This window comes from Streptomyces sp. XD-27, assembly GCF_030553055.1.
In the GTDB taxonomy this organism is placed as follows: Bacteria; Actinomycetota; Actinomycetes; order Streptomycetales; family Streptomycetaceae; genus Streptomyces.
Genome location: NZ_CP130713.1, coordinates 6,371,379 through 6,388,967, shown reverse-complemented (window position 1 = coordinate 6,388,967; position 17,589 = coordinate 6,371,379). Strand labels below are relative to the sequence as shown.

Genomic DNA, 17,589 nt, shown 5'->3' with positions numbered 1-17,589 from the left:
CGGGTACGGCTCGACATGACGAGCCGCCACCCGGGCGAGCCGAAGGGCGCCCTGCGCGTCAGCACGCTCGCCGTGCCACCGGGTGTCTCCGCTACGGCTGCGGCCCGCCCGGGAGCAAGGTGCCCGGTTCCGGGCGGGCCACCTCGACCGCCTCGGTCTTCACGCTGCGCCGCTGCCGCTTGGCCACCCAGTTGGCGAACCACGACAGCAGCATGCACATCCCGATGTAGATCGGCGAGATGACCAGGACGACCGGGATGAAGGGCAGGTCGTAGTCGAGGTTGCTGGCGATCAGCTTCCCGGCGTGCAGGAACTCCTCGTAGGTGATGAGGAAGCCGAGCGAGGTGTCCTTGAGCGTCACCACCAGCTGGCTGATGACCGCCGGCAGCATCGCCCGTACGCCCTGCGGCACCAGGATGTACGTCATCACCTGCGTCTTGCGCATGCCGAGCGAGTACGCGGCCTCCCGCTGCCCGCGCTCGACGGAGTTGACGCCCGCGCGGAACACCTCGGCGAGGACCGAGCCGTTGTAGAGGGTCAGTCCGGCGACCAGGGCGGGCAGCGGCTTCACCTCCAGCGCGACGAAGACGAAGAAGATCATCACCAGGACAGGCATCGCCCGGAAGAACTCCACCACCAGCGTCGAGACCCAGCGCACCACGCGGAAGTCGGACAGCCGTCCGGTGGCCAGCACGGCGCCCAGCGCGAGCGCCAGACCGGCGGCGATCGCAAAGGCCTTGAGCGTGTTGCCCAGCCCCTCCAGCAGCAGCTCCTGGATGCCCTCGTACTGGAAGGGCCGCCACTTGACGGCCTCGAACTGGTCGGTGTCGACCAGCCGGTAGACGATCCAGGCGACGAGCCCGATGATCGCCGCCGTCGATGCGAGGCCGTAGGCGAGGTGGCGGCGCCGGGTCCGGGGGCCGGGGATGTCGTACAGCGCGGTGGTGGTCATCGGGCGACTCCCCAGTACTTCTCCAGGAGGTTGAAGATCAGGCTGATGGTGAGGGTGACGATCAGATAGCCGGCGGCGATCCAGACGAAGGACCAGATGATGCTGTAGCCGAGCTCGTTGAGCGGCCGGTAGACGCCCAGCAGCTCGGTGACGCTGAAGGACCCGGCGATGGCGGAGTTCTTGGCCAGCGCGATCAGCGTCGAGCCGATGGGCGGGATGACGGAGCGGAACGCCTGCGGGAGGACGACCGTGCCGAGCGTCTGCTCGAAGGTCATCCCGAGGCTGCGGGCCGCCTCGCCCTGCCCGACCGGCACCGTGTTGATGCCGGAGCGCACCGCCTCGCAGATGAACGCGGAGGTGTAGCAGCCCAGCGCCAGCACGGCGAAGGTGGTGAAGGGCAGCTGGACGCCGAAGCGCGGCATGCCCAGCAGGACGGCGAAGAACAGCAGGGTGAGTGGGGTGTTGCGCAGTACGTTCACCCAGGTGGCGCCGATCACCCGCAGCGAGCCGACCGGCGCGACGCGGAAGGCGGCCATGAGGATGCCGAGGCCGAGCGCGAGCAGGGACGCGTAGCCTGTCAGCTCCACGGTGCCCAGCAGGCCGTCGCCGTAGAGCGACCAGTTCTCGGTGAGTACGTCCATGGCGGCGGTCTTCCTCCTCAGTCGGCCGGGTAGCGGTCGATGGGCGGCGGTTTCGGGGCGGGCACCCCGGACAGGCCGAGGGTGGCCTCGTACGCCCGCTTCCAGTCGCCGTTCTTCTCGTGGGCCGCGATGGCGTCGTCGAGGGCGAAGCGCAGCGCGTTGTCCCCCTTGGGGACGCCGATGCCGTACGGCTCCTCGGAGAACGGCCTGCCGACGATCTTGAGGTCTTCGGGGACCTTGGCCGCGTAGCCGAGGAGGATGGTGTCGTCCGTGGTGACGGCGGCCACCTGGAGGGTGAGGAGGTTGTCGACGCAGACCGAGTAGGTGTCGTACGCGACGGGGTCGGCGTCGGGGTAGTCGTTCTGGATGCGCTGCAGCGGCGTGGAGCCGGCGGCGGAGCAGACCTTCTTGCCGGCCAGATCGTCCGGTCCGTGGATGTTCTTCTCGTCCTTGCGCACCAGCAGGGACTGGCCCGCCAGATAGTAGGGCCCGGCGAAGCCGACCTGTCGTTTGCGCAGGTCGTTGATGGTGTAGGTGCCCACGTAGTAGTCGATCTGGCCGTTCTGCAGCGCGGTCTCGCGGTTGGCGGAGGCGATGGTGCGGAACCGGATGGTCTTCGGGTCGAAGCCGAGGGAGGCGGACATCATCCTGGCGATCTCGATGTCGAAGCCGGAGTAGCGGCCCGTGGCGGGGTCCTTCTCGCCCAGGTACGGCTGGTCCTCCTTGGCCCCGACGACCAGGTGGCCGCGGCTCTTGGCCTTGCGCCAGGTGCCGGATTCCGGCAGCCGGAAACCGGTGTCCACCTTGTAGACGGGCAGCTTGTCGATCTCCGGGCCCTTGACCGGCGGGCTGCCCTCTTTGCCGCAGGCGGCGGCGAGGAGGGCGAGGAGCAGGGCGGCGACCGTACGGCGGGTGCGTGCCGGGCGGCACGGCCTCAGCGGCCTGAGAGGTCTCATCGCTGTCACCGCCCGGTCAGTGCTTGAGGATCTTGGAGAGGAAGTCCTTGGCGCGTTCGCTGCGGGGCGCGGTGAAGAACTCCTCCGGGGTGCGGTCCTCCACGACGGCGCCGTCGGCCATGAACACGACCCGGTTCGCGGCGGACCGGGCGAAGCCCATCTCGTGGGTGACGACGACCATCGTCATCCCCTCCCGGGCCAGCTGCCGCATGACCTCCAGGACCTCGTTGATCATCTCCGGGTCGAGCGCGGACGTCGGCTCGTCGAAGAGCATCACCTTGGGCTTCATGGCCAGCGCGCGGGCGATCGCGACCCGCTGCTGCTGGCCGCCGGAGAGCTGGGCCGGGTACTTGGGCGCCTGGTCGGCGAGCCCGACGCGGTCCAGCAGCTCGCGGGAGTGCGCCTCGGCCTCCTCCCGCTTGCGCTTGCGGACCTTCATCTGGGCGAGGACCACGTTCTCCAGCACGGTCTTGTGCGCGAAGAGGTTGAAGGACTGGAAGACCATGCCGACGTCGGCACGGAGCCGCGCGAGCTCCTTGCCCTCCTCGGGCAGCGGCTTGCCGTCGACGGCGATGCTGCCGGACTGGATGGTCTCCAGCCGGTTGATCGCCCGGCACAGGGTCGACTTCCCCGAGCCCGAGGGGCCGATCACCACCACGACCTCGCCGCGGTCGACGGCGAGGTCGATGTCCCGCAGGACGTGCAGCCTGCCGAAGTACTTGTTGACGCCTCGCAGTTCGATCAACGGATCGACGGCCATACGCAGCCCTACCCACTCGTCGCTGTCTCGCGGCTCTCGCGGTCCCTCGCGGCTCTCTCGCGGTCAGCGCAAACTATCCGCAGCGAAGCGGGACTTTCCGGGCGACACGCATCCGGGCGCGGAGAACCACCACGACGGGCGGTCCGGCCCGGGGCGGCCGCGCGTCAGCCCTCGGCGACCTCCGCGTAGAGCTGGGACAGCTCGGGAACGCCGACGGCCGCCCACTGGAGGCCGGCCTCCACCACGTCGACCTCGCGCCCGGAGCCGAGCCGGACCACCGGCCGCTCGTCGGGCCACAGCTGCCAGCGGGCGCCGGGCACGGTGCGGACCACGACCGTGCCCAGGTACAGGCCCGCGTCGTTGCCCAGCCAGGTCAGCTCGTCGGGGTCGTCGGGGTGGTCGCGCCAGCGCGGCTGGAGCTGGTCCAGGGCTTCCAAGGAGGCCGGTGTGTCGTCGAGTTCCACACCGGCGGACGCGGCGCGGGCGCGCAGCAGTTCGCACTCCGACAGCAGCTGGGCCACGCCCTCCGGGTCGCTCTCCTGGGCCACCGCCAGCGCCGTGCCCCGCGCCGCACTGTGCCTCTTGCGCCAGTTGCCCAGGAAAGAGATGTTCATACGGTTCAGGGTCGCACCGCGGCGGCGTACATACCACAGGGCGCGCGGATTCCGGTCGCCGGGCCTGACGCCCGGTCCCCGGTCAGCTGAACTGCTCCGTCTCCAGAGCGAGGTCGACCACGACCGGGGCATGGTCCGAGGCGCCCTTGCCCTTGCGCTCCTCGCGGTCCACGTACGCGTCGGTGACGGCCTTGGCGAACGGGGCGTTGCCGTAGACCAGGTCGATGCGCATGCCCCGGTTCTTGGGGAAGCACAGCTGGCGGTAGTCCCAGTAGGTGAAGGGGTGGTCGTACTTCAGCGGGCGCGGCACCACGTCGGAGAGCCCGGCCTCGCGCAGCCCGGCCAGAGCCTCGCGCTCCAGGTCGGTCACGTGCGTGGAGCCCTCGAAGAAGGCACGGTCCCACACGTCCTCGTCCGCGGGCGCCACGTTGTAGTCGCCGAGGACGGCGAACGGGCGCTCTCCGGCCGCGTCCTCGGCGACCGCCGACCTCAGCGCCTGGAACCAGTCCAGCTTGTACGCGTAGTGCGGGTGGCCGATCTCGCGGCCGTTGGGCACGTACACCGACCAGACGCGGGCCGGGCCGCAGGTGGCGCTGATGGCGCGCGGCTCCTGCACGCCCTCGTAGGCGGGGCCGCCGGGCAGGCCGGTCACCACGTCCTCCAGGCCGACCTTGGAGATCACCGCGACCCCGTTCCACCGGCCGTCGGCGTTGACCGCCGCCTCGTACCCCAGGGCGCGCAGCGGCTCGTAGGGGAAGGCGTCGTCGCCGCACTTGGTCTCCTGTATGCACAGGACGTCCGTGCCGGTGGTCTCCAGCCAGGCCAGCAGCCGGGGCAGCCGGGCGGTGATCGAGTTGACGTTCCACGTGGCGATGCGCATGCCGTCAAACCTACAGGCCGGGTCTGACAGTCACAGAGTGACGCTGTCGCCGGGGGCCAGGCGGGTGTGCTCGGCGCCGGCGATGCCGGGGCCCTCGGGGCCCAGCATCCGGCCGTAGACCTGGTGCGCGATGTCCGTGAGCAGCGCGTCGTGGATGTCGTAGGCGCGGCGCGGGCGGACCTCGCGGATGTAGTCGACGACCTCCGACAGCTTGCTCCACGGGGCCTGTACGGGCAGCAGCAGGGTCTCCACCGGCCGGTCGGGCACGGTGAGGGCGTCGCCGGGGTGGAAGACCGAGCCGTCCACCACGTAGCCGACGTTGGTGATCCGCGGGATGTCGGGGTGGATGACCGCGTGCAGCTCGCCGTGGACCTCGATGTCGAAGCCCGCGGCGGTGAAGGCGTCGCCGTGGCCGACGGTGTGCACCCGGCCGGGGAAGGCGGCGGAGATCCGCTCGGCGACGCCGGCCAGGGTCCAGATCTCGGCCGCCGGGTTGGCCTCCATGGCCGCGCGCAGCCGTCCCTCGTCGAAGTGGTCGAGGTGCTCGTGGGTGACCAGGATCGCGTCGGCGCCGACGGCGGCGTCGGCCTCGGTGAACGCGCCCGGGTCGATGACGAGCACCTGCCCGTCCCGTTCGAGCCGGACGCAGGCGTGGCCCTTCTTGGTGAGCTTCATGATCCCATCCTGCCCTGCCGCGGCCCGGTACAGGGGCGCTCAGCCGGGTGGCGGTGGCACCCCGGCTCACTCCTCCGGGCAGGTCTCCTCCCGGATGATCCGCTGGGCCACGGCGAAGGCGGAGTTCGCGGCCGGCACCCCGCAGTAGACGCCCGTGTGCAGCAGCACCTCCTTGATCTCGGCGGGGGTGAGTCCGTTGCGCAGCGCGGCGCGGGTGTGGAAGGCCAGTTCGTCGAAGTGGCCGCGGGCGGCGAGGGCGGTGAGCGTGATGACGCTGCGGGTCCGCCGGTCGAGGCCGGGCCGGGACCACACCTCGCCCCAGGCGTAGCGGGTGACGAAGTCCTGGAAGTCCTCGGTGAAGTCGTCGGTGTTCGCGGCGGCCCGGTCCACGTGGGCGTCGCCGAGCACCTCGCGGCGGACCTTGATGCCGTGGTCGTACGCGTCGGCGCGGGCGTCGGCGACCGGGTCCGGCCGGGTGGCGGCGGGCTCGGCGGCCGGAGCAGCCGGAGCGGTGGGGGCGGCGGGCGGCGCGGGCGCGAGCTGCGGCTTGACGGGGGGCGCGGGGATGGCCGTCATCCCCGTCGTGTGGTCCGGGTTCTGCCAGGAGCCGGAGAAGTGCCGGACGAGCAGGTCGGTGACGGCGGCAGGCTGCTCGATCGGGGCGAGGTGGGAGGCGCCGGGGACCAGGGCGAGGCGGGCGTCCGGTATCCCGGCCACCAGGGTCCGGGCGTCGGCGGCGGGGGTGACCTGGTCGTCGGCGCCGACGAGGACCAGCGTCGGGACGCCGACGCTGCCGAGTCCGGCGCGGATGTCGAAGGCGGCCAGGGCCTCGCAGGCGGCGATGTAGCAGCCGGGGTCGGTGGTGCGCACCATCTGGACGGACCAGTCGACGATGGCGGGCTGGGCGGCGGAGAAGGCGGGGGTGAACCAGCGCTCGGGGGTGGTGCGGGCGATCGGGTCCAGTCCGTTGGTGCGGACGACGACACCGCGCTGCCGCCAGGCGTCGGCGGTCCCGTGGCGCGCGGAGGCGGAGACCAGGGCGAGGGAGCCGAGCCGGTGCGGGTGGCGCAGCGCGAGGTCGGCGCCGATGGCGGCGCCGAGCGAGCAGCCCGCGTAGCCGAAGCGGTCCACGCCGAGCTCGTCGAGGGTGGCCAGCAGCCGGTCGGCGAGCTCGGAGACGGCGGTGGCGGGGTGGGCGGGCGAGCCGCCGTGGCCGGGCAGGTCGAAGCGGATGACGCGCCAGTGCCGGGACAGCTCGGGGATCTGCCGGTCCCACATGTGCCAGGTGGTGCCCAGGGACGGGCCGAGGATGAGGGCGGGCCCGTCCTCGGGGCCGTCAGTCCGGTACTGCAGGGTCTTCGTCTCGCTCACGCCGTTCACGCCATCCGCAGGGTCTTCGTCATGCTCACGCCGCTCACGCTATCCGCTGCCGCCCGGCACCCCGATCAGGGGGTGATGGTGGAGACGATGTACACCATGCGGTGGCGGGCGTCGACCCATTGGACGGCGACGTCCACCGTGGGCTCCGGGTCCTTCTGGTCGACGGTGAGGCCGGACCAGCCCTCGCCGCGGTCCAGGCGCCACCCCGCGGCCTTCTCCTCGGCCTCGTTGACGGGGACCTTGCCGTCGACCAGCGCCCGCGAGTCGGTGTGCAGGGTGTCCTTCAGGTACCGGTCGACGCCCTCGGGGGAGGTGAGGAACTGGACGTACATGGTGCTGGTCTTCCAGCTGTTGGTCTCGTAGTACGCCACTTCCCGCGACCACGGCGGGATCCACACGTCGTAGATGCGCCGCTGAACCTTGCTCGGCCAGTCCTCGGTCAGGCCGGTGGCGGAGGCGTTCTCCTGCTTCTCCTCGCCGCTGTCCCGGCTCTGGAGCGCGGAGATGACGAGGTAGCCCGCCGGGATGGTGATCAGCAGGAAGACGACGATCGCGGTGAGCCAGGGGTGCCGACGGCCGGGGCGGTCCCCTGGCGCCGCGCCGGCGCGGCCGGGCTGCTGGGCCTGGCCGGGCTCCTCCGGCCGCTCGGGGTCGGAGGACCGCTCGTGGTCGTTGGCGCCACTCATCCGCGGCCCGCCTGTGCGTAGCGCTCGTACCGCTCGACGCGGCGCCGGGTGGCGCGCCGGAAGCGGCGGGCGACGAGCCGGGCGAGGTCGGCGGCGCCGACCATGCCGGCCTCCGGGCCGAGCTGGGCCTTGACGATGCGGGCCTCGGGCCGGTAGCCGCGGCCGGTGAGGGTGCGCCGGAAGGCGTTGCGGGCGGGGCCGATCAGCAGGTCGTCGGCGGCGCTGACGCCGCCGCCGATGACGAAGCAGGACGGGTCGAGGGCGGCGGCGAGGTTGGCGATGCCGACGCCGAGCCACTCGCCGATGTCCTGGAGGAGCTCGACGCACATGGCGTCGCCCTCGCGGGCCAGCTCGGTGATGAGCGGGCCGGTGATGTCCGGGATGTGGCCGCCGACGCGGTCGATGATGCCGTACGCGACGGGCGACTCGGCGGCGGCCAGCTCGCGGGCCTCGCGGACCAGGGCGTTGCCGGAGCTGTACTGCTCCCAGCAGCCGCGGTTGCCGCACGGGCAGCGGTGGCCGCCGGGGACGACCTGCATGTGGCCGAACTCGCCGGCGACGCCGTACTTGCCGCGCTTGACCTGGCCGTCCTCCAGGATGGCGCCGCCGATGCCGGTGCCGAGGGTGATCATGACGAGGTGGTCCTCGCCGCGTCCGGCGCCGAACCGCCACTCCGCCCAGGCGGCGGTGTTGGCGTCGTTGTCGACCATGACCGGGACGGCGAGGCGCTGGGCGATCCGGTCCCGCAGCGGTTCGTTGCGCCAGGACAGGTGCGGCGCGAACAGGATGCGGTTGCGGTCGGCGTCGACCCAGCCGGCCGCGCCGATGCCGACGGCATGCACGTCGTGCCGGTCGGACAGGTCCAGCACCAGGTCGACGATGACGTCCTCGACGACCTTGGGGCTCTTGGACTTGTCGGGGGTCTCGGTGCGGACCTTCTCCAGGATGTTGCCGTCGGCGTCGACGACGCCGGCGGCGACCTTGGTGCCGCCGATGTCGATGCCGACGGTCGGCACCCGGGGGGCGGTCAGGTGGGAGCGCCGCTCGCGGGTGCCGACGGTGCGCAGCACGGTGGCCCGGGCCGAGCCCCGGTGCACGCGTTCGCGATACATGCTCATCGGCTGCACCCCTTCGCGGGGGCGGTGTCTGGGTCGCGTTCGCTGCGGGTGCGTGCTCGCAAGAGTCGTCGTCCCTGCGGAGGTCTCGGGAGGCCGGAGCCTCTGGTCACGGTTGGCTGCGGGCGCGGCCCGCCGTGGCCGATTGTGCCTCACCGGCGGTACGCGGCGCATAACGGCCCCGGCGGGGGCGCGGTCCCCCGGCGGGGCTCGGACCCCGGCAGTGCCTCAGCCCCTGCCGGGGTGCGTCATTCCCAGACGGGGTGCGTCACTTCCTCACGGGGGGCGTCACTCCCTGACGGGGGGCGTCACTCCTTGACGGGGACGTCGGCCTTGGCGGCCGGGCTGCCCGACAGGTCGGGGGCGGGCGTGCGGGCCAGCTCGTGGCTGAGCTGCTCCAGCTCGCTGCCGCCCGCCATCTGGCGGGTCAGTTCCTCCAGGGCGATCTCCGACTTCGCGTGGCTGCCGGCCATGGTGCCGCGCTTGAGCAGGACGAAGCGGTCGCCGACCAGGTAGGCGTGGTGCGGGTTGTGGGTGATCAGGACGACGCCCAGGCCCGCGTCGCGGGCGGCGGCGACGTACTTGAGCACCACACCGGACTGCTTGACGCCCAGCGCGGCGGTCGGCTCGTCCAGGACCAGCACCTTGGCGCCGAAGTAGACGGCGCGGGCGATGGCCACGCACTGCCGCTCGCCGCCGGACAGGGTGCCGATCGGCTGGTCGACGTCGCGCAGGTCGATGCCCATGCGCAGCAGCTCGCTGCGCGTGGTCTCGCGCATCCGCGCCACGTCGAGCCGCTTGAAGGGCCCGCGGCCCTTGGTGGGCTCGGAGCCGAGGAAGAAGTTGCGCCACACCGGCATCAGCGGGACGACGGCGAGGTCCTGGTAGACGGTGGCGATCCCGCGGTCCAGGGCCTCGCGGGGCGAGCCGAGCCGGGCCTCCTCGCCCTCGACGGTGAAGGTGCCCGCGTCGTGCCGGTGCAGCCCGGCGATGATCTTGATGAGGGTGGACTTGCCGGCGCCGTTGTCGCCGAGCACGCAGGTGATCTCCCCGGCGTGCACCTCGAGGGAGACGTCCTGGAGCGCCTTGACGTTGCCGTAGGTCTTGCTGACCTCGGCCAGCTCGACCAGCGGGGTCCGTTCGGCGGTCACCTGCTCTGTGGTCTCGTGCTCCGCGGTCTCGTGCTCTGTGCTCACGTGCTCTGTGCTCACTTGCCGGCCTCCGACCGCTTGCGGACCCATGCGTTCAGCAGCACCGCGAACAGCAGCATCGCCCCGAGGAACAGCTTGAACCAGTCCGCGCTCCACTGGGCGTACACGATGCCCTTGTTCGTCATGCCGAAGATGAACGCCCCGACGGCGGCGCCGACGGCCGAGCCGTACCCGCCGGTCATCAGACAGCCGCCGATGACGGCCGCGATGATGTACAGGAACTCGTTGCCGACGCCCTCGCTGGACTGCACCACGTCGTACGACATCAGCAGGTGCATCCCGGAGATCCACGCGCCGAACGCCACCGCCATGTACAGGCCGATCTTGGTGCGGTTGACCGGGACACCGACCGCGCGGGCCGCGTCCGCGCCGCCGCCCGCCGCGAAGATCCAGTTGCCCATCCGGGTGCGCAGCAGGACCCAGGTGGCCACCGCGACCAGGCCGAACCACCACAGGATGGTGACGTTGAGGTCGACGTCGCCGATCGTCAGGTGCGAGGCGAAGACCTTGCGGGCGGAGGGGAAGCCCTCCATGTCGCCGATGGTCTTGGTGGAGACGGTGCCGCTGATCAGCTTGGTGAAGCCGAGGTTGGCACCGGTCAGCATCAGGAAGGTGCCCAGCGTGATGATGAAGCTGGGCAGCTTGGTGCGGGTGAGCAGGAAGCCGTTGAAGAAGCCGATGGCGAGGGTGGCCACGAGGGACACCCCGACACCGACCCAGACGTTGGCCGTCATCTGGTACGAGAACATCGACGCGATCAGCGCGGACGAGGCGACCATGACGCCCGCCGACAGGTCGAACTCGCCGCCGATCATCAGCAACGCCACCGGCACCGCCATGATGCCGATGGTCGAGGACGCGTACAGCACCGTGCTGAAGCTGGACCACTGCAGGAACGTCTCGGCAACGATGGAGAAGAAGACGAAGACGGCGCCGGCGCCGACGACGGCGCCCAGCTCCGGACGGCCGAGCAGCCGGCGGACCGCCGACCGGGGCGCCAGCCGCTCATCCTCGGTCTTCTCCGGGGCCGCGGACGGGGCGGTCGCGGCGCTCATCGGGTGCCCCGCTTGGTGTAGGCGGCGAGGTCGGCGGCGTCGTCCTTGGTGATGATCTGCGGTCCGGTGAGCACCGGGCGGCCGCCGCCGAGGACGTCGGCGTTGTAGCGGTACAGCCACAGCAGGTCGACGGCCTCGTAGCCCTGGAGGTACGGCTGCTGGTCGACGGCGAAGCCGAGCGAGCCGTCCTGGAGGGAGGAGGCGACCTTGGCGTTGAGGTCGAAGGTGTCGATCTCCGCGTCGCTGCCCGCCTGGTCGGCGGCCTTGGCGGCGGTGTCGGCGAAGGGCGCGCCGAGGGTGACGACGGCGTCGATGTCCTTGTCGGCCTGGAGCTTGGCCTCGATGGAGGACTGGACGTCGGGCATGTTGGTGCCTTCGACGTAGAGCTTCTCCAGCTTGCCGGTGAAGGTCTTCTCGGTGCCGTCGCAGCGCTGCTCGTGGCCGACGTTGCCCTGCTCGTGCAGGACGCACAGGGCCTTCTTCTTGCCCCGCTTGTTGAGCTCCTCGCCGACCGCCTCGCCCGCGATGGACTCGTCCTGGCCGATGTGGGCGAGGGCGCCGAACTCCTTGGACTGGTCGGACCCGGAGTTGACCGTGATCACGGGGATGCCCGCCTTGCGGGCCTTCTTGAGCACGTCCTTCATGGCCTCGGGCTTGGCGAGCGAGACGATCAGCCCGTCGACGTGCTGGTCAATGTAGGACTGCACGAGCTGGGCCTGCTGCTGGCCCTCCTCGTGGTGGCCGTAGACGAACTTGATGTTGTCCTTGCGGGCCGCTTCCTCGGCGCCGTTCTGGACGATGTCCCAGAAGGTGTCGCCGTCACCGGAGTGCGTGACCATGGCGACGGTCCAGCGGGGGGTGGAGACCGCCGCCTTGCCGTTGGCCTCGGCCGCCCGCTCCTCCGCGCGCTTGCCGCCGGTGCTGCTGCACCCCGCCAGGGCGGTCGCGCCGAGCACCGCTGCCATCACGGCGGTTATCGCTCGTACACCTGTCCGAAGCTTTGCCACGAAGTCTCGCCCTTCTCAGTGATCACCAGGGTGCGGTCGGTGCCGACGAGCGGCACACGGCGCCCAAGTATCCGTCACCGCGTCCGGCGACGCCCAGCGGGTCCCCTGGCAGGTACCGGACAGGCGGGATCCGGGCGGCCTCAGGGCCGTACGAGCGGCTTCAGGAGCGTACGGGCGGCTTCGCGAGCGTACGGGCGGCCTCAGGGTCGTACGAGCAGCTGGAACTCGAAGGCGTAGCGCGAGGCGCGGTAGATGTGCGAGCCGAACTCGACGGCCCGCCCGGTGTCGTCGAAGGTCGTCCGCTCCATGGTCAGCAGCGGCGCGCCCGCCGGCTCGCCGAGCCGCTCGCCCTCCTCGGCGGTCGCGGCGCGCGCCCCGACGGTCTGCCGGGCGCTGTGCAGGGTGATCCCGGCCGCGCGCATCAGCCGGTACAGGCCGGTCTCCTCCAGGGCCGGGCCGTCCAGCTTGAGCAACCCGGCCGGCAGGTGGTTCCGCAGATGGGCCACGGGCTCCCCGTGGGCGAGCCGCAGCCGCTCGATGAGGACGACCTCGGCCCCCTCGGCGACGCCGAGCGCGGCGGCGACCTCGGCGGAGGCGGGCTCGGTGGTGTTGGTCAGGACGCGGGTGGCAGGGCGCTGACCTGCGGATTCGAGGTCGTCGTAGAGGCTGCTGAGCTCCAGCGGGCGCTTGACCTGGCTGTGCACCACCTGCGTACCGACGCCTCGGCGGCGCACCAGCAGGCCCTTGTCGACGAGCGTCTGGATCGCCTGGCGGACGGTGGGGCGGGACAGCCCGAGCCGTCCGGCCAGCTCGATCTCGTTCCCGAGCAGGCTGCCGGGGGCCAGCCGCCCCTGCTCGATCGCCGCCTCGAGCTGCTGGGAGAGCTGGAAGTAGAGCGGAACGGGGCTGCTGCGGTCCACGCTGAACTGGACCGGTTCCGGTGCCGCCGGTGAGTCGGTTCCCTGCGTTGCTGCCACGGAGGTGAGCGTAACCGGCCGCGTACATGACGCAAAGCCGTGACGTCAGGTTGTCCTGACAACATACGCGGGTTCAGCGCCACGGGCGGGCCCGCGGGGGCGGATCACCTACGGGTCACCGACGGGGCACTGACGGGTCACTTCATCCACTCGTCCTGGTATTTGGCATACGTGCCGTCATGGGTGGCGAGGTGCACCCACTGGTCGACGTAAGCCCTGAACTCCTCGTCGCCGCGCGGCAGGGCGTAGGCCTTCTCCGAGAAGGTGAACGGCCGGTCCGGGTGGACCGCGCACAGCTCCGGGTGGATCTTGGACTGGTAGCGGGTCTCGCCGGCGTCCGTCATCATCACGTCGGCGCGGCCCGCGATGATCTCCTCGAAGATCGTGGTGTTGTCGGGGTGGACGGTCAGGGTGGCCCGCTTGATGTGGGCACGGGCGAACTGCTCGTTGGTGCCGCCGGGATTGACGACCACCCGCACGCCCGGCCGGTCGATCTGCTCCAGCGTGCGGTACTTCTCCTGGTCCTCGCACCGGACGATCGGCGTCTTGCCGTCGGTGAGGTAGGGCTCGCTGAAGTACGCCTTGCGGGCCCGCGGCAGGGTCACCGACACCCCACCCATGGCGATGTCGCACCGGCCCGCGGCGAGGTCGTCCACCAGCTTCGCCCAGGTGGTGGCCGTGAACGCGGGCCTGGCGTCCAGGCTCTTCGCCAGGTCGGCCGCCATGTCGATGTCGATGCCGCGGTACCTGCCGGTCGCGGGGTCGCGATGGGTGAAGGGCCGGTAGTCCCCGGTGGTGCACACCCGCAGCACACCGCGCGCGGGCACCGCGTCCAGCAGCGTGGCGTCCTTCTTGTGCGCCGCGGTACGGGGCGCTCCGGCGCCGGACGCCAGGGCCGAGCCGGCGGCGGTCGCGGCGAGCACGGCGGCGAGGGCGGACAGCGTGACGGCACGTTTCACGGCATCTCCTTGGCTGGCGGACGGAGCCCGGCGACACGGCCGCAGGACTGCGGCCGCTGCCGGGCGGAGGCAGCGGCCGCAGTGTAGGGGGGTGGCGGCCCGTCAGCAGCGGTCCGCTCCAGGGCAGTCCGCTTCATGGCAGTCCGTTCGGTGGCGATCCGTCAGCAGGAGCGGTCGACCAGGTCGAAGGTCCTGTAGTGGTCGGCGGTGTAGTAGTCCTCGTTCGTACGCTCACCGGTGACGATCCGGCGGGCGCCGCGGTTGTCGGAGCCGGGCGTGATCACGGTGTACTCGTGGTAGTAGCCGCTGCTCTGTGACGCGAGGACGCCCTCCCGGTTCTGGAAGACCGTCCCGTCCTGCGGGTACGGGAACGGACCGCCGGACGCGATCAGGTCGAGGGTGTCGTGGGCCTGGGACGGCAGGTCGGAGTAGCAGATGTCGCCGACGGCCTTGGCCTGGAACGGCGCGGCGACCGTGGCGGTCGTCTGCCACGCGGCCTGCTGCGGCCCGGGGGTTGCCGCGACGGCGGGTCCGGCGAGGAGCAGGGTCGAGGCGAGGGCACCGAGGGCGCCGATACGGGCGATCCGTGGGGGGATTCTCATGCCCACCAGCATGACGCGCGTAGACGGTGACATGTCAACGCCAAGGGGGCATTGTTTCCCGGGAGTTCACAAGATCCGACCGATCACGTCCACGAAGTGACGGAGTGTTTACCGCTCGTTGACCGCGCGGGCCTCGCGTGCGGCGTGGGTGGGGGCGTTCGTCGCCGCCCATGGCGGGCGGAGGTGTTCGTGCCCGCCGGCGCGCGCCTGCGGCGCGGTGCTCCGGTATCCCGAAACTCCATGGGTATTCCGGAGCCCGCGCCGCGGCCGAACTGACGGGCGCCACCGCGAAGGCAGGCCGCCGACCTGGCGTGGGAGCGGTCGGCGGCCCTTCCGTCAGCCGTTCTGGGGGGGGCGGGGCCTTGTCGGCCGTCAGCCGGTTCCGCGCGGTCCTCGGGAGAGGCCGGGCTTTACGGTCCGTCAGCCGCCGAGTTCCCGGTGGCGGGCGGCGAGATGTGCCGCGCCGTCGGGGGTCAGGGCGCCGTGCAGCCGCAGCCGGGAGATGCCGCCGTCCGGGAAGATGTCGATCCGCACGTGCGTGCCGACGGCGGGCGAGGCGAGGACGAAGCGGTGGTTGGTGTCCGGCTGGAGGCGGGTGCGGGGCAGGACCTCGGCCCACTCGCCGCCGTCGCCGTCGCGGACGGACAGCGCCGCCCAGCCCGCCGCGTTGCCCTTGAGGTAGGCGGTGTCGATCTCGACGGCGTGGATCTCGGATCGCGCGGCCAGCCGGTAGCGGATCCAGTCGTTGCCCTTGTCGCGGCGCCGCCGGGTCTCCCAGCCGTCGTCCATCTTCCGGGAGCGGCCCGGCTGGATGGTGTTGGTGGCCGGCGAGTAGAAGAGGTTGGAGGCGTCCTCGACCTGGCCGCCGTTCTCCAGGGCGGCCACGTCGAAGGTGCCGAGGGCGGCGAGCCACGCCGGGTCCGGTGCGACCTCCCCGTACACCCGCAGCCGGGCGACACCGCCGTCGGGGTGCTGGTTGAGCCGCAGGTGGGTGAAGCGCTGCTCGGCGTCGACGGCGAAGCCGTTGGCCGCGTGGCCGCCGACCGCCGTGCGCGGCACCAGCGTCGTCCACTTCACGTCCGGGGCCAGCAGTTCCTCCGGGGACGGCGAGCCGGGGACGGAGGCGGCCTCGACGCTGATCGCCTGCGGGTAGTTGCCGCGGAAGTGGGCGGTGTCCACCACGATGCCGCGGATGACGCCGGGCGCGCCGAGGCGGACCAGTGCCCAGTCGTGGTCCTCGTCGGTGGGGTGCGGGTGGTCGGCGTCGGCGCCGCGCCGCCGCCGGGTCTCCCAACCGTCCATGATCTTGCCCTTGTGCCCGAAGGACTCCGGGTCGAAGTGGGCGGGCTCGGGCAGCAGGAGGTTCTCCCGCTGGGCGAAGAACTCGTCGTTGGCGGCGATGACGCCCGCGCCGAGTCGGCGGTCGGCGAGGTCCACGAGGTGGGCGAAGGGGAAGTCGGCGGTGCGGTAGTCGGCGTACGGGTCGCCCCCGCCGTACGGGTTGGCGTCTCCGGTGAAGGAAGGTATCGCGGCGGTCATGCCTGGGGCTGCCTTTCGAGGAGTCGGCCGGTGGGTTCGGTGGTGACGCCGTGATCGGCGATCTTGCGGCCGCGCAGCCAGGTGGACCGTACGACTCCGTACAGGGTCTTCCCGGCGTACGCGGTGACGGGGTTGCGGTGCAGAAGCGTTTCGGCGTCCACGGTGAAGGTCTCGTCGGGCGCGAGGACGGCGAAGTCGGCGTCCCGGCCGGCCTCGATCGCGCCCTTGGCGCCCAGGCCGACGAGGTCGGCCGGGGCGGTCGCCATCCAGCGGACCACGTCCTCCAGGGAGCGGCCGCGCCGCCGGGCCTCGGTCCATACGGCGGGCAGGCCGAGCTGGAGGGAGGCGATGCCACCCCACGCCTGGCCGAAGTCGCCGACCTTGAGGTCCGCGGTGCACGGGGAGTGGTCGGAGACGACGCAGTCGATGGTGCCGTCGGCCAGGCCCGCCCACAGGGCGTCCTGGTTGGCGGCCTCCCGGATGGGCGGGCAGCACTTGAACTCGGTGGCGCCGTCGGGCACTTCCTCGGCGGTCAGGGTCAGGAAGTGCGGGCAGGTCTCGACGGTGACGCGGACGCCCTCGCGGCGGGCGTCGGCGATCAGCGGCAGGGCGTCGCCGGAGGACAGGTGCAACACGTGTACGCGCGCGTCCAGTTTGCGGGCCAGGTCGATCAGTCCGGCGATGGCCCGGTCCTCGGCGGCGCGCGGGCGGGAGGCGAGGAAGTCGGCGTAGCGCGGACCCTGGGGCTCCGGGGCGCCACCGATGAGCTGCGGGTCCTCGGCGTGCACGATGAGCAGCCCGCCGAAGCCGGCGATCTCGGCGAGGGCGGCCTCCAGCTCGGGCGGGCCCAGCGGCGGGAACTCGTCGACGCCGGAGTGGAGCAGGAAGCACTTGAAGCCGAAGACCCCGGCGTCGTGCAGCGGGCGCAGGTCGGGGACGTTGCCGGGGACGGCGCCGCCCCAGAAGCCGACGTCGATGTGGGCCTGGGCGCGGGCGACGGCCCGCTTGACCTCCAGCCCGTCGAGGGTGGTGGTCGGCGGGATGCTGTTGAGCGGCATGTCGATCAGCGTGGTGACGCCGCCCGCGGCGGCCGCGCGGGTGGCGGAGGCGAATCCCTCCCACTCGGTGCGCCCAGGGTCGTTGACGTGGACGTGGGTGTCGACGAGGCCGGGGAGGAGGACGTCGTCGCCGAGGTCCTCGGTCCGGGCCCCGGCGGGGATCTCGGCGTCGTACGGCAGGACAGCGGTGATCTTCCCGTCGGCGACGGCGACGGCAGCGGCGCGCGTGCCTTCCGGGGTCATGACGCGCGTCGAGCGCAGCACCAGCTCCACGTCGGACACCTATCCCTCCCAATAAAGTTACCGCCATGTTTCCGCATTGCGGAATTCAACGTTCTGTTGAGAGTTTTCCCTCCGGCTCGCCACGGAGTCAAGACCCGCCCACCCACCGATGGGGCGCGGCGCCGCCAATCCGGCCGCGACTCGGAGGATTCCACAAAATGGAAGAGCCTTTCCGCGAAGTAGAATGTGGTTCCGTCCACTGGTGCGGCCGACCACCCCGTGCCCGGCCGGGCGAGCTCC

The 17,589-nt window shown here is 71.7% G+C and carries 18 protein-coding genes; all 18 read right to left on the bottom strand.

The window, feature by feature from the left end; genetic code table 11:
* Positions 1–91 precede the first annotated feature (91 nt).
* The 18 genes from Q3Y56_RS27840 to allB all read right to left on the bottom strand — a co-directional run bounded on the left by Q3Y56_RS27840 (position 92) and on the right by allB (position 17,349).
* Positions 92–952 (bottom strand): amino acid ABC transporter permease, encoded by an 861-nt coding sequence (locus Q3Y56_RS27840; RefSeq protein WP_304464544.1) that lies wholly within the window; start codon positions 950–952, stop codon positions 92–94.
* A complete protein-coding gene (locus Q3Y56_RS27835) occupies positions 949–1,593 on the bottom strand; it encodes an amino acid ABC transporter permease (RefSeq protein ID WP_304464543.1) in 645 nt (214 codons plus the stop codon). The genes Q3Y56_RS27840 and Q3Y56_RS27835 overlap by 4 nt, the downstream gene beginning before the upstream one ends.
* Before the next feature lie 17 nt (positions 1,594–1,610).
* Positions 1,611–2,549 carry a glutamate ABC transporter substrate-binding protein gene (locus Q3Y56_RS27830; protein WP_304464542.1) on the bottom strand — a complete coding sequence of 313 codons (939 nt, stop codon included), beginning with the start codon at positions 2,547–2,549 and terminating at the stop codon, positions 1,611–1,613.
* 16 nt (positions 2,550–2,565) lie between these two features.
* Positions 2,566–3,309, bottom strand: coding sequence for an amino acid ABC transporter ATP-binding protein (locus tag Q3Y56_RS27825; protein ID WP_304464541.1), 744 nt, complete (start codon positions 3,307–3,309; stop codon positions 2,566–2,568).
* Between the two features lie 164 nt (positions 3,310–3,473).
* Positions 3,474–3,923 carry a DUF6278 family protein gene (locus tag Q3Y56_RS27820; protein ID WP_304464540.1) on the bottom strand — a complete coding sequence of 150 codons (450 nt, stop codon included), beginning with the start codon at positions 3,921–3,923 and terminating at the stop codon, positions 3,474–3,476.
* An 82-nt stretch (positions 3,924–4,005) separates the two neighbouring features.
* Positions 4,006–4,803, bottom strand: coding sequence for an exodeoxyribonuclease III (locus tag Q3Y56_RS27815; RefSeq protein WP_304464539.1), 798 nt, complete (start codon positions 4,801–4,803; stop codon positions 4,006–4,008).
* A 30-nt stretch (positions 4,804–4,833) separates the two neighbouring features.
* Complete coding sequence (locus Q3Y56_RS27810) at positions 4,834–5,478, bottom strand: MBL fold metallo-hydrolase (protein WP_304464538.1); 645 nt, start codon at positions 5,476–5,478, stop codon at positions 4,834–4,836.
* A gap of 66 nt (positions 5,479–5,544) precedes the next feature.
* Positions 5,545–6,849 (bottom strand): 4-carboxymuconolactone decarboxylase, encoded by a 1,305-nt coding sequence (pcaC, locus tag Q3Y56_RS27805; protein WP_304464537.1) that lies wholly within the window; start codon positions 6,847–6,849, stop codon positions 5,545–5,547.
* A 74-nt stretch (positions 6,850–6,923) separates the two neighbouring features.
* The gene (locus Q3Y56_RS27800; RefSeq protein ID WP_304464536.1) at positions 6,924–7,544 is read right to left on the bottom strand and encodes a sugar kinase; all 621 of its coding nucleotides are present in this window, start codon (positions 7,542–7,544) and stop codon (positions 6,924–6,926) included.
* Positions 7,541–8,662, bottom strand: a complete 1,122-nt coding sequence (locus tag Q3Y56_RS27795; protein WP_304464535.1) for an ROK family glucokinase — start codon at positions 8,660–8,662, stop codon at positions 7,541–7,543. The genes Q3Y56_RS27800 and Q3Y56_RS27795 overlap by 4 nt, the downstream gene beginning before the upstream one ends.
* Positions 8,663–8,967: 305 nt before the next feature.
* Positions 8,968–9,900 carry an ATP-binding cassette domain-containing protein gene (locus Q3Y56_RS27790; protein WP_304464534.1) on the bottom strand — a complete coding sequence of 311 codons (933 nt, stop codon included), beginning with the start codon at positions 9,898–9,900 and terminating at the stop codon, positions 8,968–8,970.
* A complete protein-coding gene (locus Q3Y56_RS27785; protein WP_304464533.1) occupies positions 9,867–10,925 on the bottom strand; it encodes an ABC transporter permease in 1,059 nt (352 codons plus the stop codon). Before Q3Y56_RS27785 ends, Q3Y56_RS27790 begins: the two co-directional genes overlap by 34 nt.
* Positions 10,922–11,890, bottom strand: a complete 969-nt coding sequence (locus Q3Y56_RS27780) for a sugar ABC transporter substrate-binding protein (RefSeq protein WP_304464532.1) — start codon at positions 11,888–11,890, stop codon at positions 10,922–10,924. Before Q3Y56_RS27780 ends, Q3Y56_RS27785 begins: the two co-directional genes overlap by 4 nt.
* 242 nt (positions 11,891–12,132) lie before the next feature.
* The gene (locus tag Q3Y56_RS27775; RefSeq protein ID WP_304465829.1) at positions 12,133–12,852 is read right to left on the bottom strand and encodes a GntR family transcriptional regulator; all 720 of its coding nucleotides are present in this window, start codon (positions 12,850–12,852) and stop codon (positions 12,133–12,135) included.
* A 194-nt stretch (positions 12,853–13,046) separates the two neighbouring features.
* Entirely contained in the window at positions 13,047–13,868 is an 822-nt protein-coding gene (locus Q3Y56_RS27770) for a transporter substrate-binding domain-containing protein (RefSeq protein WP_304464531.1), read from the bottom strand.
* A 161-nt stretch (positions 13,869–14,029) separates the two neighbouring features.
* Positions 14,030–14,470, bottom strand: coding sequence for a ribonuclease (locus Q3Y56_RS27765; protein ID WP_304464530.1), 441 nt, complete (start codon positions 14,468–14,470; stop codon positions 14,030–14,032).
* A 420-nt stretch (positions 14,471–14,890) separates the two neighbouring features.
* Positions 14,891–16,009, bottom strand: coding sequence for an allantoicase (alc, locus tag Q3Y56_RS27760; protein ID WP_304464529.1), 1,119 nt, complete (start codon positions 16,007–16,009; stop codon positions 14,891–14,893).
* Positions 16,006–17,349 carry an allantoinase AllB gene (gene allB / locus Q3Y56_RS27755; RefSeq protein WP_304464528.1) on the bottom strand — a complete coding sequence of 448 codons (1,344 nt, stop codon included), beginning with the start codon at positions 17,347–17,349 and terminating at the stop codon, positions 16,006–16,008. The genes alc and allB overlap by 4 nt, the downstream gene beginning before the upstream one ends.
* Positions 17,350–17,589 lie beyond the last annotated feature (240 nt).